This window comes from Leucobacter ruminantium, from assembly GCF_017565705.1.
Classification (GTDB): Bacteria; Actinomycetota; Actinomycetes; order Actinomycetales; family Microbacteriaceae; genus Leucobacter; species Leucobacter ruminantium.
In genome coordinates, this window is record NZ_JAGDYL010000032.1 from 1 (window position 1) to 26,193 (window position 26,193).

Consider the following 26,193-nt stretch of genomic DNA (forward strand, 5'->3'; position numbering starts at 1 on the left):
GCTGCTCGGCGATCTGTTGCTGATCGATGATCTCTCCCGTCACAGGATCGATCATCTCGATAGCCTGACTCATTGCCCTTCCTTTCGGTCAGGCCAGTCCCAGATCCACCGTTTTCCTGACACTCCCTCAAATACTCACATGAGCGAGGCGGCGGGTCACGGTTCCGCGGGGAATGCCCTCGCAGCCGCAGTTGTGGCACCAGTTGTCCGGTTCGATAACACGGCGCAGGATGATCGATTGGTCTGGTTCGAGGCGTTGCCCGATCGCTTCGAGGCCGAGCTCGTCAAGGTGGCAGAACGTGGTCAGGTCAGGGGTGGAGAAGGTAGCGTTGATGAGCGAAGACCTCGTGGTGAGTATCTGGATTTAGACACTCTGATTCTCCCGCGAGGTCTTCGCTATTCCCGGGCTACCTGGCGGTGTGGTCTACACCCTCAATTGCGAAGAGCCAGATATGTTCAGGGGCTGGGGATCCCCAATGATCCACAGCCCCTTCGGCGTCGTCGGCCGGCTAGAAAGCGATGTTTGCGGAATCCCCGGGCCTCAGCGCTACAAGCAGTTCGCCGAGGTCAGCCTCGTTAAACACCTTAGTGATCTCATCGACATTCTCTCGGAAGTGCGCCCACGAATCTTCGTGGACGGGAACAACCTTCTTAGCTCCGAGAATCTTTGCAGCTTCCAAAGCACGTTCGTTACTCAGCGTGATGCAGGCACCATCAGCGATGACATCGAAGCCGGCACCACCAACGAATAGAACGGCGATATCGATATCGGGGAAGCGTTCCGCAATTCCGCTGACAATATCTACTTCAGAGTTGTCTCCGCTGATATAGATCGTCGGCATTGACTCGGCCTGCAGCACGAAACCGATGACCGGGCCGAGAACGGGCCAGATGCCCTCGGGGCCGTGGTGTGCGGGCACGGCAGTAATGGTCATCGTGCGCCCATCGGGCAGTTCGACACGTCTGACATCGTAATCATCCATGCCTTCAACGTTGTCGCCAAAGCCAGCCGCAGCCTCAGTCGTCGTGAGCGCAAGGGGAACCATGGTAAGAAATCCTCGACCCGAGACGTCCAGATTGTCGATGTGTTCATGGGAAGCAAGGGCGAGGTCGATTTGTCCGAGCTCTTCAGGGGTACAACTCGGCCCGAGAGTCTTAATCACAGGTCCGGCGACCGGGTGGTGGTAGACCTGCGGTGCATCGAATGTTGGATCGGTTAGCATCCGGTATCCGGCCACCTCGATCTCGAGAGTGGGGCCACCAATCAGAGTCACCTTGACGTTATCCATGTTGTTTCTCCTCTTTCAGTTGAGCATTAATCGTTCAGCTCGACTTTGTCATCTGAGCGGTGATGTCCTCGGCGCCATGGAGGATGTAGAGGACGTTTCCTGCACGGTCGAACGCCGGAGCGTTGAGCGGCTGGAACCAACGAACCTCAAAGACGCCATCATCGTTCGCGATGTCGTAACGCACGGGCGGGAGAACATCGGTCTCTCCGGAGGCAAGTACGCGGTCGATAGACCCCTGGAAGATCTCGGTTCCTTTTGCTCCCGGATTGTCAGGGTTGTCTGGAAACACCTCAACGAAGGCTTTCCCAACGATGTTCTCGCGCACTTTGCCCAAGGACTCAAGGAACGAATCTGTCGCGGCTACGATGGTGAGGTCGGGCGTAACGATCAAGTACTGGTTGGGGAGGCTCTCGAAGATCAATCGAAAATCCACGTCTGAATTAGGCAATCCTGGCACCTCTAACTGTTCTGTTCAACGACTCTGTTGGGCGAACGCCGAAGCGTCGCGCACTCTGATTCCATCAGCGAGCATTGGTCACCGCTAGTACAGAAAATGCACTGTCAGGCCGAACGTTCCTTCGCGGTGGAGCAGTGCAAGTATGGCTCAGGAGAGGCTATGAAGCTTCGTAGAGGTGTCAGTAACTCATGCTGATTTCAGATGCTCTTCAACCACTGACCGGACAAGAGCAGAAACATTCGTCCGGACTCACAGATTCTGTCTGTGAGACGTGCAATAGCACGTGAGCTTGTTGTTACAAGTCCGCGAACAGCGCCGTGGACCCTCATGGCAGTTGAACGCCCGACTAGTCGTCAAGAAAATGCCATCTGCATGTGGAGAGGTAACAGACAGTAGGTACTACAGGTGGCGCATGTGAAGCAAGTTTCACGCAAGCTCCACTTCTGCGCTTCATATGTTCGAAGCCTCTAGCCTCAGTACACGTGCAGCGAATAGCACCTCAGGCCAGAGCGTATCTTGGTCAAGATTCTCTGTGACGAGGTCGTTTACGCGTCCAATGCGCTGTCGGAGCGTGTTGCGATGGATGAACAATGCATCAGCGGCGTTGGCCGCGGAACCGCCATGCAGCGCGTAGGCTTCAACAGTCTCTATGAGCTTGGTCCCATGCTGTAAGTCGTACGCCAGAAGCGGGCGCAGCTGCTCACAGCGCGTCGACACTCTCGGACCAAACTCACTCACGAGGCGCGGCAGCTCGCGCACTGTCTGAATGGTCTCATAACTAACGACTCCGGGAGCCTTGCGAGTGGATGAAAAACTTGCCCAAGCAAGTGCGCCTCTGGCTTGGATGAGCGAGTTGCGGATGCTATTCGTACGCGCCGTGCTTTGCCCCACGCCGATATCCGCACTCATGCCGATAGATCTCTCCAAGCCGAGCATCCAACTTTCGACTCTCTGTTGTATCCCTTCCGCGGTCAGTGCTTGATCATGCGGAACAAGCACGACGACCAATGTTCCCGAATTTACGATTAGAGTTTCGGTCCCGAACACGGAAAGGGCTGCATCTCTAACTTCGCGGCCGAATACTTCGATATCCGACCCAACACGTTTGACTTGGACAAGGACAGGAACGAAGCCGTTTCCTCGCCAGCCGAGGAACTTCAGACTTTCGAGCATCTGGTCTTCTCTGTCAGATGCGAGAAGCGCCATGGTCTGTGCGGCGGTGTTCGGAGCAATGCCAATATTCTCGATAAGCACCCCCACCTGTGTCGCGATCGCATTGAGGCGCTCGACGTCATCCTTAGAAAACTGGCGTGAGCGAAAACACGTGATGAAGCCATTGGTAACCCCGTGCCCGAGGGACATCGATATCTGATGGTATCCACCGACCTCATACCGATGCTCAGTCTCCCGCGCCTGCTGCTTAGAGTGGGTCAGCCAAACTCTGACCTGCTCGGTCCCTTCGATTCGCTCCGCAACGGCAATCGGTTCTGCGGACATTGCAAACCAGGCAACGTAGTTGATTAGGCACACATCAGCATCGAGCAATCTTAGAATCTTCTCCGCTGCTTCACGGATCGTCGAGGGTAACGACGCATTGGCGGCGGGCGGCATATCAGTAAGAAATCGTGCTGTAGCTGATTGCAACTCAAGCTCGTGGACCGTCTCAGCGCGCTTTAAACCGCTTGCGAGAAGAAGCCCAACCTCCTCTGCAATCGCAAGTTCATCCTCACCGAATGCACCCTCACGTTCGGAATACATCGCGAAGACTCCGTAGAGCGTCTCCTCATCGTAGATCGGCACTGTCAGCACTGACGCGTAACTGTCTTCGTCAACCTCTTCTATCTTGAGGAATCTGGGGTCACTGGTGATATCGCCCCCCAACAGCACCGGCTTACGATGCAGAGCGCTCCATCCAGTGATGCCTTCTCCGAGCTTCATCTGAATCTGATGAAGCGACAGAGCAAGATCGATGTGAGTCACAGTTCGAAGCACGAGTCTCTCAGTAGCCTGATCCCAGAAGTACACGAACACACTCTTGGCACCGGTAGCTTGAGCGACGAGCTCTACTGCCGCCTCAGCCAGGCCAAGGGCGTCTTTGCCGGAAGAGAACAGGCGGACAAGCTCAGACAGCACGTCGGCTCGCCTCTGGGCAAATTGAGGTGTATCGGAAGAACCGGCAGTCTGATCTACATCCAAAAACGTGTTCCTTTCATTGTAAGGCGTCGGCCTGGGAACGAACTTGGCAGTGATGACCAGAGCATTACACTCGAAGACTCACCAAAGGAGACGGGAGCTGCTGGGAATTTCTCTTTAATCGTGGCACAAACGAAGTCCCGGGACTATTACGGGATCCGCGAAGCAGCCTGAAGGAGCACTAACACACCTCTTGACTATGCGTTACTGGTCAAGACCTCCTCATACGGCAAGTAGGTCAAGTCAGGGAAGGCCTGCGCGACGCCGTGGTTGGCGATGACGCCGTCGTGGGCGTTCAGACCCTTGGCGAGCGACGCGTCGTCGTTCAGCGCCGCAACCCAGCCCTTGTCGGCGAGCGCGACGACGTAGGGCAGGGTTGCGTTGGTGAGCGCCGCGGTCGAGGTCTCGGGCACCGCACCCGGCATATTCGCCACGCAGTAGTAAATCGAGTTGTGCACCTCGAAGGTGGGGTTGTCGTGCGTGGTCGGCACCGAGTTCTCGAAGCAGCCGCCCTGGTCGATCGCGATGTCGACGAGCACCGAACCGGTCTTCATCTGCGCGACCATCTCGTCGGTGACGAGCTTCGGCGCCTTCTCGCCCGGGATCAGCACCGAGCCGATGACGAGATCGGCGTCCTTGAGCGCTTCGGTGATGTTGTGCGCGTTCGAGGTGCGGGTCTGGATGCGACCGTTGAACTCGTCCTCGAGCTGCTTGAGGCGGGGGATCGCGATGTCGATGACGGTGACCTCGGCGCCCATGCCGTAGGCGATGCGAGCGGCCTGCTCGCCCGCGGCGCCGCCGCCGATGACGACGACCTTGCCGCGACGGGTCGCGGTGACGCCGCCGAGCAGGATGCCGCGGCCGCCGTTGGCCTTCATGAGCGAGTAGGCGCCGACCTGCACCGAGAGGCGACCGGCGACCTCCGACATGGGGGCGAGGAGGGGCAGGCCGCGGTTCGGCAGCTGCACCGTCTCGTAGGCGATCGCGGTGGTGCCCGACTCGAGCACGGCCTCGGTCAGCTGCTTGTCTGCGGCGAGGTGCAGGTAGGTGAAGAGCACCTGGCCCTTGCGCAGCTTGTCGTACTCGGAGGCGATGGGCTCCTTGACCTTGAGGATCATGTCGGCGTCGGCCCACACGCCGTCTGCGCCGTCGACGATCTTCGCGCCGGCTGCGGCGTACTCCTCGTCGGTGATCGCCGAGCCGAGGCCTGCGCCCGACTGCACCAGCACCTGGTGGCCGCGGCGGGTCAGCTCGAAGACGCCGGCCTGCGTGATGGCGACGCGGTTCTCGTTGTTCTTGATCTCGGTAGGAATACCGACGCGCATGTTGTCCCCCTTTGAAGGTGGTTCATTCGAGATTGGAAGGTTAAATAAGTTGGCGCGATCGCGCGGGAGGGGTCAGTAGACGTCCTTGACATAACGACCTGTCTCTTTGAGAGCCTCAAGCACATTGGAACCGGCAGCGGTGTCCCCGTCGGTGGCGAGCACCTTGATGAGCGTCTCCTCTACGTCGTGAGCCATCCGGTTCTTATCGCCGCATATGTAGATATGGGCGCCCCGTTCGACCCATTCTCGAACATCTGCCGCATGTGCAAGAATCTCATGCTGCACATAGTGTTTCTCTGCCTGATCGCGCGAAAAGGCGAGACTGAGCTTCGTTAGCACGCCGGATTCAAGCCAGGCAAGCATCTCTTCTTCGTACAACCAATCGCTATTGCGAGATTGGGCGCCGAAGAACAACCAAGCATCAGAACGCTTCTGTTGAACTTCGAGCTCCTGTAAGAAGCCGACAAACGGAGCAACTCCGACCCCCGGACCGATCATGATGACGGGAGCTTCGCCTTCGGGCAGACGGAAGGAGTGGGCAACGACACGACGGATTCTAACTCGCCCACCAGCCATCGTTTCAAGATAGGAAGTGCCGGCGCCCACATGATCTCTCGCGTTGAACTCATAGGCGATGGCAGATACCGTCAAGCTCAGGGTCGTCTCTGAAACACGGGGGCTGGAGGCTATTGAGTATGAGCGGTATTGCAGCGGGCGCATCACCTCCACGAGAGACTGAGCGTCTCCTCCCTCGAAACCAAGTTCACGCACCACGTCCAGGACGTCACGCCCCCAGAGCCAACGGTCGATATCGGCACGATCTCCGGAGTCAAGAAGGTTTCGTATCCGATCTGCGGCTTCTGAAGATGTAATGCGCGTGATCAGGGCATTGACTAAGCCGATATGAGGCAACCTGAGTTCGAGCCGGCTCTCGAGCGCATCACGGAACGGAACCTCGGCTCCCGCGATGCGAACCGTTTCAGTATCTGGAAATGCTGCGAGCCATTCGCCGACAAGCTGCGCACTGTTCACAGGTTGGATATCGACGGAGTCTCCCGGAAGGTATGTGAAGCCCGCCGGTAGTTGGAGGTCTAGGTGGAACACACGCTTAGCCGAGCCCGGGGCGGTAAGAATTCGAGAGCCGGTGAGAATAGCCTCGTGCCATTGTTCTGGAGCATTGGTGAACTGTGAGGCGACTTCGGCCTCGACCTCGACTGACATAGCGGGTTCCCAGGCCTCTACTTCAGGAACGAGCGCCAGGAACTTTTTTATCCAGGGAGCTGCGGACATGTCGTAGTCGACATCGCATTCAACTCGATCACATATGGCTACCGCACCCAGCTCCGCGAAACGAGCCTCGAGATCTTGCCCCGCTTTGCAGAAATCGTCGTACATCGAATCACCGATCGCGAGCACGGCATACGGAAGCCCGCTGTACTGCCCGTCGTCGCATGACTGCAGCCATTGCCAGAATGCATCTGCGTTGTCGGGCATATGGCCGTTGTCATGGGTCGAGGTGACCACGAGAAGTCTTCGCCACGAGAGATTCCCCTCTTGCAACGCATCATTGAGAGTCAGCAGTTCAACCGTGAGCCCAGCTTTTGCAGCCGATTCCGAAATGTTGTAAGCCAAGAACTCTGCGTTTCCAGTTTGGCTGCCATACAGAATCGTGAGATCCGCCTCGGAAATCGAAACCATCTTGTTTTCTTCCGTAAGTGTCGTCGAGTGGTGAAATGGTTAGACGTCAGTTTTTAGATAGACGGTTTTCAGCTCGCTGTAGTTCAGCAGCCCCTCGAGCCCGAGTTCTCGACCCATTCCCGATTGCTTCACGCCACCGAACGGCGTTTGCACGCGGATCGATGAGTTTGAGTTGACAGACAGTGTGCCGCTCTCTATTTGTCGCGCAACGCGAAGGGACCGCGCCACATCCCTGGTCCAGATGGAACCACTCAGACCGTAGATGGAGTCGTTTGCGAGCGCCACGGCCTCCTCTTCGGTATCAAACGGAATTACTACAGCCACGGGCCCAAAGACCTCTTCTACGGCAGCGCGAGACTTCGCCGACGGGTCGAGCACAATATGAGGGGCCATCCAGTGACCGCGCCCTTCCGGGGCCTCTCCGCGGTACAGGTAGTCGAGACCGGGGTCAAGGAAACCGGCGACGGTTTCCCTGTGCTCCGCCGAAACCAATGGACCGAGGTCAGTGTCAGTCGAGTCGGGGGCTCCGATCCGTAGAGCCTTAGTCGCTGCGACAAAGCCATCGATGAAATCATCAAGCACCGACCTCTGCACAAGGATGCGGCTGCGAGCGCAGCAGTCCTGTCCTGAATTATCGAACACAGCCCAGGGAGCCGCTGCAGCTGCAGCAGCTACATCTGCGTCGGCAAAGACAACATTTGCTGACTTGCCGCCGAGCTCAAGGGTGACCCGCTTCATCGTGTCTGCGCTTGAGCGAAGAATGGATCGTCCCACTTCGGTCGAACCGGTGAAGCTGATCTTCCCGACCCGAGGGTCCTCGATGAGCGCGGCGCCGACCGTTGAACCGGCTCCAGTCACCACTTGGAAGAGACCGTCAATCGGAGTGATCCCGGCAATGAGCTCGCCCAATCGATGAGTGGAGAGCGGCGTCAAGGTTGCGGGCTTTACAATCACTGAGTTCCCTGCTGCGAGGGCGGGCGCGATGTTCCAGGAAGCAATCGGTAGGGGGAAGTTCCATGGAGTGATGATCCCTACAACACCGATCGGCTCATGGAAGGTCAGGCTGACGCCGTCATCGAGGCTGATGGTATCGCCGTGGGACTTGTCGAGCGCACCGGCATAATAGCGGAAACAGGATGCGACGCCGGCGACCTCAGCCCTAGCTGCGCGAATCGGTTTCCCCACGTCCCGCGATTCCAGTGCAGCAAGTTCATCGCGGTGGCGGTCAACAATATCCGCGACAGCAAACAGAAACGCCTGGCGTTCGGCAATAGGCAGGAGCCGCCATAGACGCTGAGCCGCCTCTGCCTTTGCGATGGCACTTGTCACTTCATCACGGGTGAAGGAATGGACCTCGGCAATCTGGTCCTCCGTGGCGGGGTTCCAAACAGAGATCGGGGGGTTTGCCATCTTTACGTTCTCCAATGAAGCTAGGTGACTCTGATCGAGGTGTCGGCTTACCCCAACTGTCGACGCAGCGGGGTAAGGACCATGTCTCTACTTTCGCGGTACGCAAGCGGAGCGTTCGCGTGCGAGAAGCACTGAGTGATCACGCCATATGTGCGGAATGCACACCTGCGGTTCGCGCGGGTTCCTCACCCAGATAGGCCTCCGTGCAAAAGCGACAGTTCCCGATTGGGTTATGTGCGGGATGCACCTCTTCATCTGAGCGTATTTGGATTGGCTGGAACAGTGGCACCGTCGGCACTCCCATATCTCTACGTGACGACGCGTACTGCGCGGCGGGTTGACGCAAGGCACGTCAACCCGCCTTCAAAACACGTTTCAAAGGAGAGGCGCCAAAATGGCCAGCGATGTGCAAACCGACGAGCGACAGGAGGCGGGGGGCTCATCCTCGGGTCTCCTGAAAAACTCCATACGCTTCGTGACGATCGTCCTGATGGTTACTGCTGCGGCAGCCCCACTAGTGGTCGTTTCTACCTACATCCCACTTTCGATCGCCAACGGCGCAGGCATGACAGTTCCGATCACTTACCTGACGGCTACGCTGATCCTGCTGGTGTTCACCGTGGGTTTCGCGCAAATGGCGAAGCGGATTACTGCGAGCGGTGCCTTCTACAACTTCACTACCCAGGGACTTGGAAAGCCAGTGGGGCTGGGTGCCGGCATGACCGTCATGATCGGGTATAGCATGATCTCGGCCGCCATTCAGGGGGGATTCGGCTTCTTCGCCGCCCAATTGCTGAAGAACTATCTCAACGTAGACGTGCCATGGTGGGTATGCAGTATCGCGTCGCTCATCCTGATGTTTGTACTCGCGTACTTCCGCGTCACCCTCACTGGCCGAATCCTCGGCATCGCACTTGGGCTTGAAGTCGCGGTGGTATTCGTCGTCGCGACCATGACCATTGTGAGCGGCGGCGCCCAGGGGCAGATGCTGGAAACGTTCAATCCGGCCGGTTGGGCGGCAGCACCGGCTGTAGGAATCGGCTTCTTCTTCGCGTTCTGGTCGTGGATCGGCTTCGAGACGACTGCGATCTACGGCGAGGAGACAGCCGACCCGAAGAAGAGCGTTCCGAAGGCTACCTACATCGCAGTTATCACTCTCGGCGTCTTTTATACCTTCGCAGCATACGCCGGAGTCGTGGGCTTCGGCGATCAATCTCCTGAACAAGCATCCAACCTCATTGACCAGTACTTCTTCGTTCTGGCAGATATGTACACGTGGCCGTTCATGCATGTCATCATGGACTTCCTCGTAGTCACCGGATTCTTTGCTTGCTCCTTCGCATTCTTTAATAACGCTGCGCGATACTTCTTTTCCATGGGGCGCGATGGCATCCTCCCATCACAGGTGGGACGCACGCATCCGGTTCATAAGTCCCCCTACGTTGCAAACGGGCTGCAGGCAATCATCGCGATTGCTGTCGTCGTGATCTTTGCTCTGATCGGAGCCGATCCGGTCATCCATCTCGGAGGCTGGCTCCCCATCTTCTGCACTCTCAGCATCATTCTGGTTCAGGCGCTCGTCTCCCTTGCCGTTATTCGCTATTTCAATCGCGAGAAGCGCAGAACGGCCACGGACTGGTGGAAGACCTTTATTGCACCACTCATCGGATTTGTCGCCCAGGCAGTAGTCATGTATCTACTTGTCATCAACCTGCCGTTCCTGGCTGGATCCGAAGAACTTGTGGTCGTTCTCATTCCGGTATACGTGGCTATCGTGTTCATCGTTGGTCTGCTCTGGGCCCTGTACCTTCGACGGACATATCCAAAGCGCTACGCGCGCATCGGAACGATCTACGAAGAGGAAGAGATCGAGGAAATCGCAGAGCAGCAGACTTCCTGATGAGTCTGCAAGAGGTGAGGTGGGGCAGTCGCGGCAGAGCGACTGCCCCACCTCGTTTCGATGTCGCAAAACAATCGCATTCTCGGCCCCGAGCTTTAAAGCAACTTCCCAAGGAGAGGAACTTATGGAATCCAAGACGGAAACATTCAACAATTCGACAATCCTCGTTCTGCAGCCCGACCGACAATGCGGGCCGGACCGTCTCGCGAACTGGTCGAAGGAGCGTGGAGTAAAGCTCGACGTCCGCAATCCGGATACGCCATCTGAGATGCCGGCGTCTCTCGAAACCTTCGACGGATTGATCGTCTTGGGCGGTGAGATGGGTGATGGTGACACCTCGAAGCATCCCTGGTTGGAGCAGGTTCGCGATACTCTCCGCGAAGCGCACGCAGTTGGGCTGCCGACGCTGGGAATCTGTCTCGGAGGTCAGCTCCTAGCATCCGCACTGGGCGGCACCGTCGAACCTGGCGACGCGGGGCTTGAGGCCGGCGCTATCCCGATCACCCCACTCGAAGACGCGACGAATGATCCGCTCATGCAGGGGATGCCAGGCACTTTCTACTCAGGCTCTTTCCACAACGATGCCATCTCCCGGCTCCCGCCGGATGCCGTTCTACTCGCAACCGGAGAGCGGTATTCCAATCAAGCATTCCGCTGCGGCTCGAGCTGGGGTGTGCAGTTCCACCCAGAGCTCAATCCCGCCCACTACGCAGAATGGGTTCCCTTGGAACTCGAATCTCACCCAGAACTCGAGGCCACGATCTGTGAGTTTGAGCGCATGGATTCGCTTGTCGAGGATGCATGCGGACAGCTCTTTCACAACTTCCTCGACGTCGTCCTCGACAAATCGCGCGTCGGACGGCGCGCGAGCTAGTTTGCTGCGTGCGTCACACTTCTCGTCGCCAGAAGCGCTCCGGCAGCAAGACGGGTCGCCCTGCACCACCCAACGAACTCCTATGTGCGCGTTGCACACTCCGAGCAGTTGCCACGCCAATAGCGTAGAAATCGCACAAGCAGCCACAAGAAAGGCAAATTGCATGAACAACGGCGTTCGCGGCTACGACCCGAAAACAGACCTGCAGTCATTTATCGATGAGAATGAGATCAAGGTCGTCAAGATCGGCGCTCCCGATATCGATGGAGTCTGGCGCGGAAAGCGGATTCAGGCCCAGTACTTCGTCGAGTCCGTCGCCAATGCTGGCAGCAACATCTGCAACATTCTGTTCGGATGGGATCTGCAGGACGAGTCCATTCCGAACTTGACCTATACCGGGTGGCACACCGGCTACCCGGATATCAACTTGCGACCAGATCTCTCGACACTCCATGTCGTTCCCAGTGAGCCGGGCGCAGCGGCCGTTATCTGCGACCTTCTTACGACCGATGGGGATACCCTCGATATCGCCCCCCGCGGCGTGCTGCGACGGGTCGTCGAGCACGCGAACGCTCGTGGGTACGATCCTGTCTGCGCCTACGAATTCGAGTTCTACCTCTTCGAAGGCACCCCTCGCGAACTGGCTCGGAACGGTTTCCGCGACCTCAGTCCCATTACTGAGGGGAGCCACACCTACAGCGTTTACCGCGATAGCGGCACCAATGCCATTATCGGCGAGATTCGAGACCGCCTCGCTGCGGTCGGCGTGTTCATCGAAGCAAGCAACAGCGAGCACGGACCGGGCCAGTTCGAGGTAAATATCCACTACGGCAGCGCCCTGAAGGCTGCCGATAGCGCGCTCGTGCTCAAGCACACAGTGAAGGAAGTAGCTGCCGAGCACGGTTACACGGCATCGTTCATGGCAAAGATCAAGTTTGGAACCGCCGGGAGCTCAGGGCACGTACATCAGAGCCTCATCACGACAAACGACGGCACACCTGTCTTCGCTAACCCGGAGGATCCCAAGGAACTCAGCACCCTCGGCATGAATTACCTCGCCGGAATCGTCGCCTACGCTCGGGAGATGACGGCGCTTTACCTCCCCACGCCGAACTCCTACAAGCGCGTGGAAGGCGGCCAGTGGGCGGGTTCGAGCGCCACCTGGGGACTCGACAATCGCACGGTTGCTATCCGGTCCATCCCCTCCGCCGGTCCAGCCGCACGAGTCGAGAACCGGGTTCCCGGGGCAGACGCAAATCCCTATCTCGTGCTCGCCGCATGCATTGCGAGCGGCATCGAGGGAATCGAGCAGCAGCTAGAGCCTGCCCCCGCCGTCATCGGCAATGCATACGAGCTCGATAGCGACAAGTCGCTCCGTCTCCCCAACACTCTCGAGAAAGCAGTCGACCTTTTCGAGGAGAGCGACGTCGCGAAGAAATACTTCGGCGAGAACTTCGTGCGGCACTTCTCAGAGACCCGTCGCTGGGAGAACCATCAGGAGCGCATTTCTATCACTCAGTGGGAGATCACTCGCTACCTGGAACACATCTGATTCGATCTTTCGCGCACTGAGCAATTAGGAGACATAGAACATGGGACGATTCGACAATCGGTTCGCAGCCGTAACCGGGGCAGGCTCCGGGAACGGGCGCGCGATCGCCGAGAAGCTTCTTGCTGAGGGAGCCACCGTGGCTGCCCTTGACCTGAACACGGCGGCGCTCACCGAGGCATTCGGTAACAACCCGAAGGTGCTGCACGTGGAGTGCAACGTCGCGAACCAGGAATCTGCGCGCGAGGCGATGACTCGCGTAGCCGCAGAGTTCCCTCGACTCGATGCGCTGGTGAACAACGCTGGTATCGCCAAATTCGGGACCTTTGAGAATCTTTCGCTCGAAGAGTGGGATCAGGTCTTCTCGGTAAACTCAACGGGTCCTTTCCTCGTGTCGCAGGCAGCTTCAGATCTCCTGCGCAAGGGAGAGAAGGACCATACGCGAGCGATCGTCAACATCACGTCCGTTGAAGCACACATCGTAATCTCAAGCAGTGGCCACCCGCAGATCCATTACAACGCTTCTAAAGGCGCGCTACTGCAGCTCACCCGCGCCCTCGCGGTCGAGCTGGCCTCCTCCGGTATTCGCGTTAATGCCGTGGCTCCCGGTTTCATTCGCACACCGTTCACCTCAGAGACGCTCAAGAGCGAAGCAGCTCAGAAGTTCCTTCTCGATCGCACCCCAATGGGGCGAATCGGTGAACCGGAGGACGTGGCAAACGGCGTTGCTTTCCTAGCTTCGGATGAAGCCAGCTGGGTCACAGGAACGACGCTCTTCGTCGATGGCGGATGGACTGTGTACTAAAGATGACCACTCCACTCATCGGCGTGTCAGTACCACGCAGTCCCGAACATTCGGCTTTCGGCATCAAAGACTCGGTCCTCCAAGTCATGGAGTATTCCGAAGCAGTCATCGCCGCGGGCGGAAGACCGGTGCTGTTGCCATCTACAGAAACGATCCCCGAAGATCTGCTTCTGGGTATCGACGGGCTACTGCTCAGCGGTGGCGGTGATCTCAGTCCGGCACTGTTCGGAGAGGAGCCCGTAGAGGCATCCTACGGAATCAGCGAAATCCGAGATGCCTTCGAGATCGCGTTGATCTCTGACGCGACTGAGCGCGCCATCCCCATTCTCGCGATCTGCCGAGGTCTGCAGCTCATCAACGTGCTCCGCGGTGGAACGCTTGAAATGCACGTCGAGGGTCACTGGCAAACTGTCCCTGCCGACCAGCCAATGCACTCGGTTGAGGTCGCGGCCGGCTCGGCTTTGGCGGAGATCGTTGGCGCCGAGCCGCTCGAGATCAATAGCTACCACCATCAGGCGATCGCACAGCTAGGGGAAGGGCTGAACCCGGTCGCGTTCGCTGGAGACCTCATTGAAGCATACGAAGACCCTGACGCAGACCTCCTCGCTGTGCAGTGGCACCCCGAACACATGTTCAGGACATCTGAACGAAACCACTCGCTTTTCGCCGATTTGGTGCGTCGAGCAGTGCACCGGAAAGAAAGGAACTGACAATGTCACAGAAATCAGAGGCCGTCAACGACTTCGACTTCCACGGCAAAGCCCTCGACAACATCTTCGATGACTACGAAGTAATGCTCAGCAAGTGCCCCGTCGGGCACAGCGATAAATACGGTGGGTTCACGTACGTGGCGAAGAGCGAAGACATCTTCGCGGCGGAGCAGGACCCCGACACCTTCTCAGTTGCTCCGTCGATGATGCTCCCCTCGTTCGGAACTGATGATGCACTGATCCCGATCGATATCGATCCGCCGGCTCATGCTGCATACCGGAAGATCCTGCTGCCGCTGTTCACCCCGATGAACATCGCGAAGCTGGAACCAGGCATCGCCTCCTCCGCGAAGCAACTCGCTGAGGACGTCGCTGCAGCAGCTGAGCAGAACAACGGCGTAGCTGACGTCTCTAAGCTATTCGCGCGCCCGCTCCCGACGATCGTGTTCAGCCGCCTGGCCGGTTATCCGGAGGAGGATTGGCCTCTGTTCGACCAGTGGGTGGACGACATCATTTATCGGCGCACGAAGGAGCCCGATGTGGCCTGGGCCGCCGGAGACAAGCTGATGGAGTACTTCGACGGCATGATCAAGAAGCGCGAAGCCGAAGGAGGAGACCACGACGACCTAATCGACAAAGTCATCAACTCCCGCATCGACGGCCGTGAGCTCACGCACAAGGAGAAACTCTCTTACTGCTTCTTGCTCTTCCTTGCGGGCCTCGACACGACAGCCTGGGGCCTCCGGGCATCGCTGTGGTACCTTGCGCAGAATCCCAAGGCCCAGCAGCAGTTGCGGGACAATCCGGATCAGATTCCTATGGCGGTCGAGGAATTCCTACGCACACTCTCCCCCGTCCAGGCGATGGCACGTACCTGTCTCAAGGACACCGAGATCCAAGGGCAGGAGATTAAAGAGGGCGAGCGTGTCGTTCTGGTATTTGGCGCGGGAAACCGAGATCCAGAGATCTTCGAAGACCCGAATGAGATCAAGATCGACCGCGAAGACAATCGCCACTTGGCGTTTGGTGGCGGAATCCATCGATGCTTGGGCTCAAACCTCGCACGAAAGGAACTCGTGATCGGCCTCGAGGAGTTCCTCAAGCGAATTCCCTCGTTCGAGACGGGCGGAGGCGAGGTCTGGCACGGCGTCGGCCCCCTCACCCTTCGCATCGGGAAGGAATAAGGATCATGGCGAAAGAACTGTTCATCGATCTCAATCGCTGCCAGGGCCATGCGCGATGCTGGGCCTTGGCACCGGAGACCTTCGGAATCGACGACGAGGGCTACGCCTACGTGCTCCCAGGACGCGAAGAGTCCTACGACGAGGAGAATGTCCGGAAGGCGATCAAGAACTGCCCTGAGCGCTCGATCTTGATCCGCGACGTAGAGGATCCTCAGTGAGCCAGAACGAGTACGGTGTCGTGGTGGTAGGTGCCTCCGTTGCTGCAGAGGCATTTGCCACCCGACTCCGCGAACTGGATTACGAGGGTGAAATTCTTGTCGTAGATCGAGATTCGCGAATGCCTTATGAGCGACCACCGCTGTCAAAGTTGTACCTCACAAGTCCGGCTACGACTGAGATTGATGTGGAGTGGCACGAGACTGTTCCAGTGACCATCGCCGAAGCCACAGACGTCGACGCTGACGCCAGCACGCTCACTCTTACGATGGCGACAAGCGGGTCGGCACGCAAGATCAAATACGACAAGCTGGTAATCGCGACGGGTGCGACGCCCATTCGTCTTCCGATTGAGCCTGAAGGCGTAATGCGACTTCGCACGGCAGAAGATTCAGAACGAATCCGTGAGGCTGCGGGTGAGGGCCAGCGGGTCGGAATCATCGGCGCGGGAGCAATTGGGGCCGAACTAGCAACCTCTTTGAGCACCATTGGTTCGCAAGTCGTAATCCTCGACAAGGCAGACCGCCCCTTGGAACGACTGCTCGTCGGCCATCTCGGCGCCGACGTAAGCTCCTGGCTTCAAAGCATAGGGATCGACTGCCGATGGAGCGCCGATATTGTGAGCATCGAAGGAAAGCCAGGTGCTTGGTCAGTCATGCTGGGGGACGGGAACCGTCTTGACTTCGACCTGCTGGTGAGTGCAGTCGGTGCACGACCTGCCACTGCCTGGCTAGAGAACAGCGGTCTGCTCACTGACGGCCAGTTGCTCTGCGATCCATCGGGACATGTCCTTGTAGGCTCCGAACGGTGCGAGAACATCTTCGGCATTGGCGACGTGGTAACGCGGCAATTGGACAATGGTGATCGTCTCCGCACGGAAAGCTGGAGCGCAGCCGCAGAGCACGGAATTCATCTCGCGGAGCACGTTGCCGGAAAGGAGGCAGGCGAAGCAGAGGTTCCTTATTTCTGGACCGATGTGGCAGGACGCAAGATTCAGGTTCTCGGGACACTTCGAAGGGACGGAGCCATCGAAGTCGAATTCGAGAACCCCGCGCGCGGTGCAATCCTTTACAAGGTCACAGGCACTGACGGCAGCGAAGGTTGGATCGGTATCAACGCCCAGCCCAGAATCGCGATGCTCCGCATGGCGAGATAAGGCTCTTTCAAAACCGTTGCAGCCAGGCTCAGTCGTCAGACAGATTCTCGTCCGGTAGCTGGCCCTGGCTGCAAGCTCCCCTATACAGCTAAGGCTTGGAAAATGACTCGAACGAAGATTCTCGGCGCGGTGCTTGCGAAGCCGCAAGAGCCTCTAGGCATTCATGAGCTCTTAATCGACGAACCTCTGCCAGGGGAGGTTCGTCTCCGCATTCTCGCGGCAGGGTTGTGCCACAGTGACCTTCACTACCTGGACGGTACGCTGCCGATCGATCTGCCGGCTGTGCTCGGACATGAACTTATGGGCGAGATCGTCGCAGTTGGAGACGCCGATGCAGTCGACCGAATCGGCGAGCGAGCAGTCGTGACCATCACTCCATCATGCGGAATATGCGATCAGTGCAGCGCGGGTTTCAGCACTCGTTGCACTCGGGTCACTCGTCGCAGGTATAGGTCACGTCCGAAGGTGGTCACTAAACATGGTGAGCCGGTAAATCTCCTCGGCTCGATCGGTGGCTTCGCTGAACAAGTCATCGTCCCCGCAGCCGCGGCGATCCCGGTCCCTGTCGACCTTTCTCCCTCAGCAGGATGCCTACTTGGATGCTGCATCGCCACTGGATTCGGGGCTGTCGTGCACGGAGCTTCGGTCTCACCGCTCGACACAGTAGCGGTCATCGGCTGCGGCGGTGTAGGCATAGCTGCTCTTCAGGCCGCGCGCATCTCCGGTGCTCGCCAGGTCATCGCGATCGACGTGCACGAGGAAAAGCTCGAACGCGCCCGGAATTTCGGTGCCACAGACGCACTGCTTTCTGGTTCTGACATCATCGAACAGGTCCAGAAGGTTTGCCCCGGAGGCGTGACTAAGAGTTTTGAAGCCGTCGGCTCCCCAGCAACCGCCGATCTCTCCTTCGAGATTCTCAGTGCGGGCGGCGTAGCCACGGTCCTCGGACTCGAGCGACCTGGAAGCCGCATATCTCTGGATGCAGCGCTCCTCATTGAGGGTGATCGCCGTATTCAGGGTGCGTATATGGGGTCGAACCAGATGGCCCGCGATGTCCTGGGCTACGTCGACCACTATCGGTCAGGCGCGCTCGAACTCGACCAAATGGTGACCTCGCGCTGGAAGTTTGAGCAGATCAATGAAGGATTTGCCGCAATGCGAGAGCCTGGAGCGATTCGTTCAGTAGTCGAATTCATTTAGCTTTCTCTATTCAAAGCAGGGAAGCATATGCTGCCCCCTCGAAAGGTCTTAAAATGACTACAACCATTCCCCCGGTCGTCGAACAGCGTTCCTACATCGAGGGTTCTTGGGTTGAACTCAAGGACACCGGACGACCGCTCTGTGACCCCAATACAGGTGAAACACGGCAGCAGAAGCTGACCACCCCGGCAGAGGACGTAGAACGCGCAATCGCGGCAGCGTATGCATTTGATCAACATGGAATCGCCGATTGGATCCCACTCAGCGAGCGAGCGAAACTTCTCGAAGCGGTTGCCGATGAGATCGATCGCAGACAAGAAGAGATCGCGCTCCAGGATTCCATGAACACTGGAACGCCCATCATGACCGCCAGAATGATCGCTTCCTCTCTCGGGTCTCGGATTCGCTCAGCTGTCTCCGATGCCCTTGCTCTTGGGAACACCATAGAGTTGGGCACTCCAGATCGACCAGTTCGTCTTCTCCGCTCGCCAATCGGCCCCGCGTCCATCATTGGCCCATGGAACGCTCCGACATTCACGACAGTGGGAAAGGTCGCTGCTGCTCTCCTCGCGGGTTGCCCCGTCCTGCTCAAGCCTTCAGAGAATGCGCCGAGCGGAACGCAACTTTTCTCCGAGATACTTGGGGAAGAGATCAGCCGGAACGACCTGCCAGGTGGGTACTTCCAGCTCGTCCATGGCCCGGCATCGGTAGGCCAGTTGCTGACCGATGATGCTCGAATAGCAGCGCTTTCCTTCACAGGAGGTGTCGATTCAGGACGCACAGTCGCAATGGCGGGCGCCGCGTCGCTCGCAGTCATGCAGATGGAGCTCGGGTCAAATAATCCCGTCATCGTTCGCGAGGATGCCGATGTCGCGACGACTGCTGCCGCTATTGTTCAAGGAGTCACACGACTCAACGGTCAGTGGTGCGAGGCGCCTGGCAAGGTATTGGTCCATGAGAAACTTCATGATGCTCTCATCGATGCCCTCCACGTGGAGTTTGAAGCTTTGCAAATCGGCCACGCGCTCGAGCCTCAGACGGAACTCGGCCCCCTCGCCTTCCAACGCCACCGAGACTCGCTACTCAGGGAAGTGGCGCGTTTACAAAGCCTTGGCGGCAGCTTTTTGGGGTCGGATGAACTCCCTGACCTCAATGGCTGGTTCATCTCGCCAGGCCTTATCAGTGGGTTAGCCGCCCACGAAGCCGTGAACGAACTCTTTGGTCCTCTCGTCACAGTGCACTCTTGCCAAGACGATCGGGAGTCACTGATGCACGCGAACGCCCCAGGAGGTGGACTCGATGCATTCGTCTTTGGCACCGACATAGAGGCTGCAGTCCAGCTGGGACAACGCATGCGCGCAGGCGAGGTGCGTATCAATGGAACCCATATGTCAGACCTCGCCGAGGGCTCGCAACAGAGTTTTTGGGGCACCAGCGGCATCGGTGGACACAGCCCACAATACGGCGTTCGTTTCTTTCTTGGAGATCGAGTTGTGGGAGTGGACTCTAGCCAGTTTCGGCTCTGAGACTCCCGCAGTATCCCCGCAGCGGAGTAAGAGGTTCTTGTGTTCAAAAAGGTTCTGGTTGCCAATCGCGGTGAGATCGCGATCCGCGCGTTTCGCGCGGCGCACGAACTCGGCGCTTCGACGGTGGCCGTGTTCCCCTACGAAGACCGGAATTCGCTGCATCGGCTGAAGGCTGATGAGGCCTATCTGATCGGCGAGGAGGGGCACCCCGTTCGTGCCTACCTGGACGTCTCGGAGATCGTGCGCGTGGCGCAGGAGTCGGGCGCCGATGCGATCTACCCGGGCTACGGCTTCCTGTCGGAGAACCCCGAGCTCGCGGAGGCCGCGGAGGCCGTGGGCATCCGCTTCATCGGGCCGGGCCGGCAGGCGCTCGAGATGGCGGGCAACAAGGTCGCCGCAAAGGAGCACGCCATCGCGGCGGGTGTACCGGTGCTGCAGTCGACGCCGCCGTCGACCGATGTCGAGGCGCTCGTGGCGGGTGCGCGCGAGATCGGGTTCCCCGTGTTCGCGAAGGCCGTCGCCGGTGGCGGCGGTCGCGGTATGCGGCGCGTGGAGCGCGAGGAGGACCTGCGCGACGCGCTCGAGTCGGCGATGCGCGAGGCCGAGTCGGCGTTCGGCGACCCCACGATGTTCATCGAGCAGGCCGTGCTGCGCCCGCGCCACATCGAGGTGCAGGTGCTCGCCGATAAGACCGGTGAGACGGTGCACCTGTTCGAGCGCGACTGCTCGGTGCAGCGCCGCCACCAGAAGGTCGTTGAGATCGCGCCGGCCCCGAACCTGACGCAGGAGCAGCGCGATGCGCTCACGCGCGATGCGATCGCGTTCGCGAAGTCGATCGGTTACGAGAACGCCGGCACGGTCGAGTTCCTGCTCGACACCGAGGGCGAGCGCGCGGGCAAGCACGTGTTCATCGAGATGAACCCCCGCATCCAGGTCGAGCACACCGTCACCGAGGAGGTCACGGATGTCGATCTCGTGCGCGCGCAGATGCGCATCGCTGCGGGCGAGACGCTCGCAGAGCTCGAGCTGCTGCAGGACCAGATCCAGTTGCGCGGCGCGGCGCTGCAGTGCCGTATCACGACCGAGGATCCGGCGAACGGGTTCCGCCCCGACCTCGGCCGCATCACGGCGTACCGTTCGCCGGGCGGCGGCGGCGTGCGCCTCGACGGCGGCACCATCGATGCGGGCGCGCAGATCAGCCCCCACTTCGACTCGATGCTCGCGAAGCTCACCTGCCGCGGCCGCACCTTCCGCGACGCGGTGACTCGCGCGCGGCGCGCGCTGGCGGAGTTCCGCATTCGCGGCGTATCCACGAACATTCCCTTCCTGCAGGCCGTGCTCGCCGACCCCGATTTCCAAGCGGGCGACGTGTCGACGAAGTTCATCGAGGAGCGGCCCGAGCTGCTCGACATGAACAAGTCGAAGGACCGCGCCACGCGCCTGCTGCAGCACGTCGCCAACGTGACCGTGAACCAGCCCAACGGGCCCCGCGGCTCCCACGCCGAGCCCGCATCGAAGCTGCCCGAGCTCGACCTGTCGCAGCCGGCGCCCGCCGGGCATCGCGAGCAGCTGCTCGAGCTGGGCCCGGAGGGCTTCGCACAGGCGCTGCGCGCGCAGAAGGCCCTCGCCGTCACCGAGACGACGTTCCGCGACGCGCACCAGTCGCTGCTCGCCACCCGCGTGCGCACGAAGGACCTGCTGCGCGTCGCGCCCTACGTGTCGCGTCTGACGCCGCAGCTGCTGTCGGTCGAGGCGTGGGGCGGCGCGACCTACGACGTCGCGCTGCGCTTCCTCGGTGAGGATCCCTGGGAGCGGCTCGCAGCCCTCCGCGAGGCGATGCCGAACGTACCGATCCAGATGCTGCTGCGCGGCCAGAACACCGTCGGTTACACGCCCTACCCGGCGAAGGTCGCGCAGTCGTTCGTGCGCGAGGCGGCCGAGACGGGCATCGACATCTTCCGCATCTTCGACGCGCTCAACGACGTGAACCAGATGCGCGTCGCGATCGAGGCCGTGCGCGAGACGGGCACCGCCGTCGCCGAGGTCGCGATGGCCTACACCGGCAACCTGCTCGACCCGGCCGAGGACAAGTACACGCTCGACTACTACCTGGGTCTGGCCGATCAGATCGTGGAGGCCGGCGCGCACGTCCTCGCGATCAAGGACATGGCGGGCCTGCTGCGCCCGGCCGCCGCGGCGAAGCTCGTCACCGCGCTGCGCGAGCGCTTCGATCTGCCGGTGCACCTGCACACGCACGACACCCCCGGCGGTCAGCTCGCGACGCTGCTCGCGGCTTCGCAGGCCGGCGTCGACGCGGTCGACGTCGCCTCGGCGCCGATGTCGGGCACCACGAGCCAGCCCTCGCTGTCGGCGCTCGTCGCGGCCCTCGCCGACACCGACCGCGACACCGGTCTGTCGCAGGAGGCCGTGTACTCGCTCGAGCCGTACTGGGACGCGGTGCGCACCCTGTACAAGCCTTTCGAGTCGGGCCTGCCCTCGCCCACGGGTCGCGTGTACACGCACGAGATCCCCGGCGGCCAGCTGTCGAACCTGCGCCAGCAGGCGATCGCGCTCGGCCTCGCCGACAACTTCGAGAAGATCGAGGACATGTACGCGGCGTCCGACCGCATCCTCGGCCGCATCCCGAAGGTCACGCCGTCCTCGAAGGTGGTGGGCGATCTCGCCCTGCACCTCGCCGCGGTCGACGCCGACCCCGCCGATTTCGAAGCGAACCCCGGCGGCTACGACATCCCGGATTCGGTGGTCGGGTTCCTCGCCGGCGAGCTGGGGGAGATCCCGGGCGGCTGGCCCGAGCCGTTCCGCTCGAAGGTGCTCGCGGGACGTCACGTCGATATCGAGATCGCGCCGATCAGCGATGAGGACGCCGCACTGCTCGACGGTACGAGCGAGGATCGCCGCCAGACGCTGAACCGTCTGCTGTTCCCGCAACCGACGCGTCAGTTCGAGTCGGTGCGCGAGCAATTCGGCGACCTGTCGGTGCTCGAAACGGCCGATTACCTGTACGGTCTCGAGTCGGGCAGCGAGCATGTGCTCGATCTGGACAAGGGCGTGCGGCTGTACATGGGGCTCGAGGCCATCGGCGAGGCCGATGACAAGGGCGTGCGCACGGTCATGCTGAAGGTCAACGGCCAGATGCGGCAGGTGTTCGTGAAGGACGAGCGGGTCGCGGTGTCGGCACCGGTCGCCGAGAAGGCCGATCGCACGGTTCCCGGTCACGTCGCCGCCCCGTTCTCGGGCACGGTGACGGTGAAGGCCGCAGTCGGTGACGCGGTCGAGGCCGGGCAGCCGATCGCGACGATCGAGGCGATGAAGATGGAGGCCGCGATCACGACACCGGTAGCCGGAGTAGTAGACCGAATTGTCTTCGGTGGGGCTGTCTCAGTCAACGCTGGAGACCTCATTCTGGTGGTGCGCAACTCGGCCTAACGGCATTTGCTCATCACCCGACAGACAGTAGCTTCGTGTGGCCGCACCGTGCTCCAATATTTGCACGTGATCACTTCGTAGCGACGAGCGAGAAAGCTGCGGCGATAAACCAGGTAAGGGTCATTGCCGTTAGAAGCGGCAAAGTTCGTCTCCAGGTTGTGGCTGACGAAGTCCTGCTCTCCCGGGGTTGGATAGCACTCATTCCAGCGAGTAAGACAATCCGATTGCATCCGATCGATGGCCCCATCCTCACCTGTATATATCTTGAACCTGAATACGCTGTTGATCTCATCTACTGGCAATATCGCGCACAAGTATCCAGTCGGGTCGATGCCCTCATACTTGCGAACCATCTATATTCCAACAAGCTATTGACTGTCGCACTGGGTGCGAGGTTCACTCGGATATGCCCAACTCTCGACGAGATGGTTGCGCTCTCCGCCACGGGGGACTTCTCGCGTCACTCCAACAGCATTCAGGCAAGCTGGTTCACCCTTGCGCACGCCATTTCAACTTGCGGTGGAGCTGCACTAGAGAGAGGGAATTCGACTGCAACTGGAATCGCCTCCATGGGGCCGACGCCCATACGGGAGGAGGTGGCCCACATCGCCGCACTTCTTGAGTCAACTCCCGACCGGGAGTGGCGTCTCCGAGATCTCGCCGCGCAGGTTCATCTCTCCCCTGGTCATCTTTCGCGATTGTGCGTCGCGGCGTGGGGACGGACACCCCGAGCACAGCTCGCATTCATACGAGTCGAGCGCCTCGCCTATCTGCTGCGGGAGACGAACGAGCCCGTTGAGCGCTGTATTCATACCGTGGGTTGGCGCAATCACGGGCATGCCGTCAGCATCTTTCGAAGAATGATGGGGATGAGTCCCAGCGAGTATAGAGGTTTGGGCCGCCGTCAGGATCCAGAGATCCCTGACGGTTCTGAGCATATCGGCTCACCATTCCAGCCTTTCTGAAGCGCCTAATCTGGCAGCAAGTCCAAGACTGCTGTAGGTCTGGAAATGGACGCCGGGATCCCCAGAAGTACTCGATGGTCGCTGCAGGTGACCGACTGTCTCGGACCAGTTGATCCCGGTGCACCTCTTAGACGTAGGGGTCGTCAGCAAGGTGCGTTCGATCCGCCGAGAGGAGGGCCGAAAGATGGTGGCACTCGATGGTCGCGTCGATGCGATTGCACAGCTGGTCGGCCGTGAGGCTGATCCGTTCCAGGCAGCCCTGCTTCTTGCGAGAGTTGGGGTCCCGGTGTTTCCATGCGCCCCGGGCGCTAAGCATCCTCTGATTCGGCGAGGTCGCGGTTTTCTCGATGCGACCACCAATCCGACCCAGATCGCCCGTTGGTGGTCCAGTCAATCGAACGCGAACGTCGCGATTCCAACCGGTGCAATCTCTGGGGTTGATGTCGTGGACATCGATGTGCACGAGGGTAGTGACGGCTACAAAGCATTCCGCCGCGCTCGCGATGCCGGGCTACTGTCCGGCTGGTCGATGCTGGTACACACCCCTTCAAACGGCCTACATATCTACTTCCCACATGAGGACGGTCGGGACCAGCGGTCCTGGCAAGCACCCGACTCAGCCGTCGACTTCCGGGGAGACGGCGGCTACGTACTGGTGCCACCCTCGAGCGTTCGGCAAAGCGACGGTTCAACTCGCAGCTACCAATTTAGATCGCGGTCCCCCGCCCCTGTCGCGGCTGTAGACGCAAAGCGGCTTCGCAGATTCTTAGCTCCAGAGCGTTCACGAGTTCGGCGGCTTGTGAATCCTCGCCCCGGTACGCATGCGAGTAGCAATCGACTTGCAGAGTGGCTAGCGCAGCGTCCTGAGGGATCGCGTAACGCCAGCTTGTTCTGGGCATCATGTCGCCTAATCGAAGACGGAGCTGATGTTGCTGAAACGATCAGCACCTTGGGAGGCGCTGCAGAGCGTGCTGGTCTCGAAGCAGGAGAGATCGAGCGAACGGTGCGCTCCGCACACCGCGCGGTCAATGGGCCGGGGCAGCCCGAGACGGGCTCGGAACGTCTAGTCACTGCCGCCGACGACTACTTCAAGCTCAGCTCTCGGTCGGTGATTTCACAAATCGAGAGTGGACGGTCGCTCTCATGACCGAACGCCGAGTGTCCCAACGCGGACTACGTGTCGCTGTGGTCGCGGCGATGATCGGCACTGTACTGCTTGCCATGGGCGCTTTCGTGCTGAGCTTCACCGCGTTGCGCGACTTGGCTGAGCGGTCTGGCATCGACCACGAGTTGGGGTGGCTCTGGCCTGGGATCGTGGACGGAGTCATCGTTGTGGCTACCGTCGCGGTATTCGCCCTCGCAGGGGCTCGAGCGGTCTGGTATCCCTGGTTGCTACTCGTGCTCGGGGCAAGCGTCTCGATCGCGGCGAACGCACTCCACGCAATTGTCGCTGCAGAGGCCAGCGTCCCTCCGCTGCTCGCAGCAGGAGTGGCGTCGATCCCTCCCATTGTGTTGGTGGCGGTTACTCATCTCACAGCGCTACTCATCCACCAGAATCAGCATCTCGGCCAAGCAGTCGACCAGTCAACTGGGCCTCCTGATGGCCCGGCTCCTAGCATGTTGGCCGTAGAGTCCGAAGCTTCCACAACCCAAGCCCATCTACCGTCGGCCTCGGCACTCGGAGCTGAGGCAGCCCAACACACCGGAGCTTCTCACTCGGCGAGTGAGCAGAACGCTGATCTTGCTTTGCTGCCGGTGTCTGAATCGGGTCGGGATCCTCGGCGGACACTCGCCGCGCAGCTCCGCGATGAGGGGCTGAACAACGCTCAGGTCGCGAGGCTCATCGGTGTTGATCGCTCCACGATTGGGCGTTGGCTTCCCCGGAACACCACTGAAGAACAGGAGACGTGATCATGGATCCGCACCAACCTACCGATCTGCCGCCGCCGAGCAGCAATCTCATCCTTAGGAGTCCCTACCGGCTCCCACCTCATCTCGATCTCAGCCTCTACACGGAAGAGGAGATACTCGAGGCCGAGATCGTTGCAGAGCTCGTTCCTACGGACGGTCGCCCCGAGGCCCTGCCTCACTTCGACGTCGTTGTCGGGAAGCGGCTGGCGTTGGAAGGCTCCGAGAAGATGGACCAAGAAGACTCTTTAAACGGCTCATCGGAATTGAGGGTGTAGGAGCGGTCTGAATCCGCCGGCTTCGAGCAACGACCGCGCAATGTAGTGGGTCAGGTTCCGGAACCCCAGCGCGGAGCCACGGAGGTGTTCGAGCCGACCATTG

Annotated in this window: 21 protein-coding genes and 1 pseudogene; 15 read left to right on the forward strand and 7 right to left on the reverse strand. The window is 59.9% G+C overall.

The features are described 5' to 3' along the window. Nucleotides 1-139: 139 nt before the first annotated feature. The 7 genes and pseudogenes from J4H91_RS15695 to J4H91_RS13960 all read right to left on the reverse strand — a co-directional run. A pseudogene (locus J4H91_RS15695) lies at nt 140-358 on the reverse strand (ISL3 family transposase); the annotation flags it as partial. Between the two features lie 151 nt (nt 359-509). Beyond that, on the reverse strand, nt 510-1,289 hold the full coding sequence (locus tag J4H91_RS13935; RefSeq protein ID WP_208046859.1) for an MBL fold metallo-hydrolase: 780 nt from the start codon (nt 1,287-1,289) through the stop codon (nt 510-512). Between the two features lie 34 nt (nt 1,290-1,323). Beyond that, a complete protein-coding gene (locus J4H91_RS13940; RefSeq protein WP_208046860.1) occupies nt 1,324-1,710 on the reverse strand; it encodes a PAS domain-containing protein in 387 nt (128 codons plus the stop codon). Between the two features lie 486 nt (nt 1,711-2,196). Continuing rightward, entirely contained in the window at nt 2,197-3,942 is a 1,746-nt protein-coding gene (locus tag J4H91_RS13945) for a helix-turn-helix domain-containing protein (RefSeq protein ID WP_208046861.1), read from the reverse strand. A gap of 194 nt (nt 3,943-4,136) precedes the next feature. Further along, nucleotides 4,137-5,264, reverse strand: a complete 1,128-nt coding sequence (gene ald, locus J4H91_RS13950) for an alanine dehydrogenase (protein WP_208046862.1) — start codon at nt 5,262-5,264, stop codon at nt 4,137-4,139. A gap of 72 nt (nt 5,265-5,336) precedes the next feature. Continuing rightward, on the reverse strand, nt 5,337-6,962 hold the full coding sequence (locus tag J4H91_RS13955) for a diflavin oxidoreductase (RefSeq protein WP_208046863.1): 1,626 nt from the start codon (nt 6,960-6,962) through the stop codon (nt 5,337-5,339). Nucleotides 6,963-7,001: 39 nt separating this feature from the next. Further along, on the reverse strand, nt 7,002-8,372 hold the full coding sequence (locus tag J4H91_RS13960; RefSeq protein WP_208046864.1) for an aldehyde dehydrogenase family protein: 1,371 nt from the start codon (nt 8,370-8,372) through the stop codon (nt 7,002-7,004). Between the two features lie 394 nt (nt 8,373-8,766). On the opposite strand from J4H91_RS13960, the gene J4H91_RS13965 reads away from it, so the two are divergent. The 15 genes from J4H91_RS13965 (at nt 8,767) to J4H91_RS14035 (ending at nt 26,090) form a co-directional block, all read left to right on the forward strand. Then, nucleotides 8,767-10,272 carry an APC family permease gene (locus J4H91_RS13965; protein ID WP_208046865.1) on the forward strand — a complete coding sequence of 502 codons (1,506 nt, stop codon included), beginning with the start codon at nt 8,767-8,769 and terminating at the stop codon, nt 10,270-10,272. Between the two features lie 124 nt (nt 10,273-10,396). Beyond that, entirely contained in the window at nt 10,397-11,146 is a 750-nt protein-coding gene (locus J4H91_RS13970; RefSeq protein WP_208046866.1) for a type 1 glutamine amidotransferase, read from the forward strand. Between the two features lie 163 nt (nt 11,147-11,309). Further along, nucleotides 11,310-12,698: a glutamine synthetase family protein gene (locus J4H91_RS13975; protein ID WP_208046867.1), complete on the forward strand. Its 1,389-nt coding sequence runs from the start codon at nt 11,310-11,312 to the stop codon at nt 12,696-12,698. A 40-nt stretch (nt 12,699-12,738) separates the two neighbouring features. Beyond that, nucleotides 12,739-13,500 carry an SDR family NAD(P)-dependent oxidoreductase gene (locus tag J4H91_RS13980; protein WP_208046868.1) on the forward strand — a complete coding sequence of 254 codons (762 nt, stop codon included), beginning with the start codon at nt 12,739-12,741 and terminating at the stop codon, nt 13,498-13,500. A 2-nt stretch (nt 13,501-13,502) separates the two neighbouring features. Further along, the gene (locus J4H91_RS13985) at nt 13,503-14,210 is read left to right on the forward strand and encodes a gamma-glutamyl-gamma-aminobutyrate hydrolase family protein (RefSeq protein ID WP_208046869.1); all 708 of its coding nucleotides are present in this window, start codon (nt 13,503-13,505) and stop codon (nt 14,208-14,210) included. Nucleotides 14,211-14,212: 2 nt separating this feature from the next. Continuing rightward, complete coding sequence (locus J4H91_RS13990; protein WP_208046870.1) at nt 14,213-15,394, forward strand: cytochrome P450; 1,182 nt, start codon at nt 14,213-14,215, stop codon at nt 15,392-15,394. Between the two features lie 5 nt (nt 15,395-15,399). Next, nucleotides 15,400-15,612, forward strand: coding sequence for a ferredoxin (locus J4H91_RS13995; RefSeq protein WP_208046871.1), 213 nt, complete (start codon nt 15,400-15,402; stop codon nt 15,610-15,612). Then, on the forward strand, nt 15,609-16,766 hold the full coding sequence (locus tag J4H91_RS14000) for an FAD-dependent oxidoreductase (RefSeq protein WP_208046872.1): 1,158 nt from the start codon (nt 15,609-15,611) through the stop codon (nt 16,764-16,766). The genes J4H91_RS13995 and J4H91_RS14000 overlap by 4 nt, the downstream gene beginning before the upstream one ends. Before the next feature lie 102 nt (nt 16,767-16,868). Then, the gene (locus J4H91_RS14005; protein WP_208046873.1) at nt 16,869-17,966 is read left to right on the forward strand and encodes a zinc-binding dehydrogenase; all 1,098 of its coding nucleotides are present in this window, start codon (nt 16,869-16,871) and stop codon (nt 17,964-17,966) included. A 53-nt stretch (nt 17,967-18,019) separates the two neighbouring features. After that, on the forward strand, nt 18,020-19,492 hold the full coding sequence (locus J4H91_RS14010; RefSeq protein WP_208046874.1) for an aldehyde dehydrogenase family protein: 1,473 nt from the start codon (nt 18,020-18,022) through the stop codon (nt 19,490-19,492). A 39-nt stretch (nt 19,493-19,531) separates the two neighbouring features. Continuing rightward, a complete protein-coding gene (locus J4H91_RS14015; RefSeq protein WP_208046875.1) occupies nt 19,532-22,939 on the forward strand; it encodes a pyruvate carboxylase in 3,408 nt (1,135 codons plus the stop codon). A gap of 569 nt (nt 22,940-23,508) precedes the next feature. Next, on the forward strand, nt 23,509-23,904 hold the full coding sequence (locus J4H91_RS15995; RefSeq protein WP_424960847.1) for a helix-turn-helix transcriptional regulator: 396 nt from the start codon (nt 23,509-23,511) through the stop codon (nt 23,902-23,904). A gap of 184 nt (nt 23,905-24,088) precedes the next feature. Beyond that, nucleotides 24,089-25,051 carry a bifunctional DNA primase/polymerase gene (locus J4H91_RS16000; RefSeq protein ID WP_208046877.1) on the forward strand — a complete coding sequence of 321 codons (963 nt, stop codon included), beginning with the start codon at nt 24,089-24,091 and terminating at the stop codon, nt 25,049-25,051. Continuing rightward, nucleotides 25,048-25,815, forward strand: a complete 768-nt coding sequence (locus J4H91_RS14030; RefSeq protein WP_208046878.1) for a DUF2637 domain-containing protein — start codon at nt 25,048-25,050, stop codon at nt 25,813-25,815. The genes J4H91_RS16000 and J4H91_RS14030 overlap by 4 nt, the downstream gene beginning before the upstream one ends. A gap of 2 nt (nt 25,816-25,817) precedes the next feature. After that, on the forward strand, nt 25,818-26,090 hold the full coding sequence (locus tag J4H91_RS14035) for a hypothetical protein (protein ID WP_208046879.1): 273 nt from the start codon (nt 25,818-25,820) through the stop codon (nt 26,088-26,090). Nucleotides 26,091-26,193 lie beyond the last annotated feature (103 nt).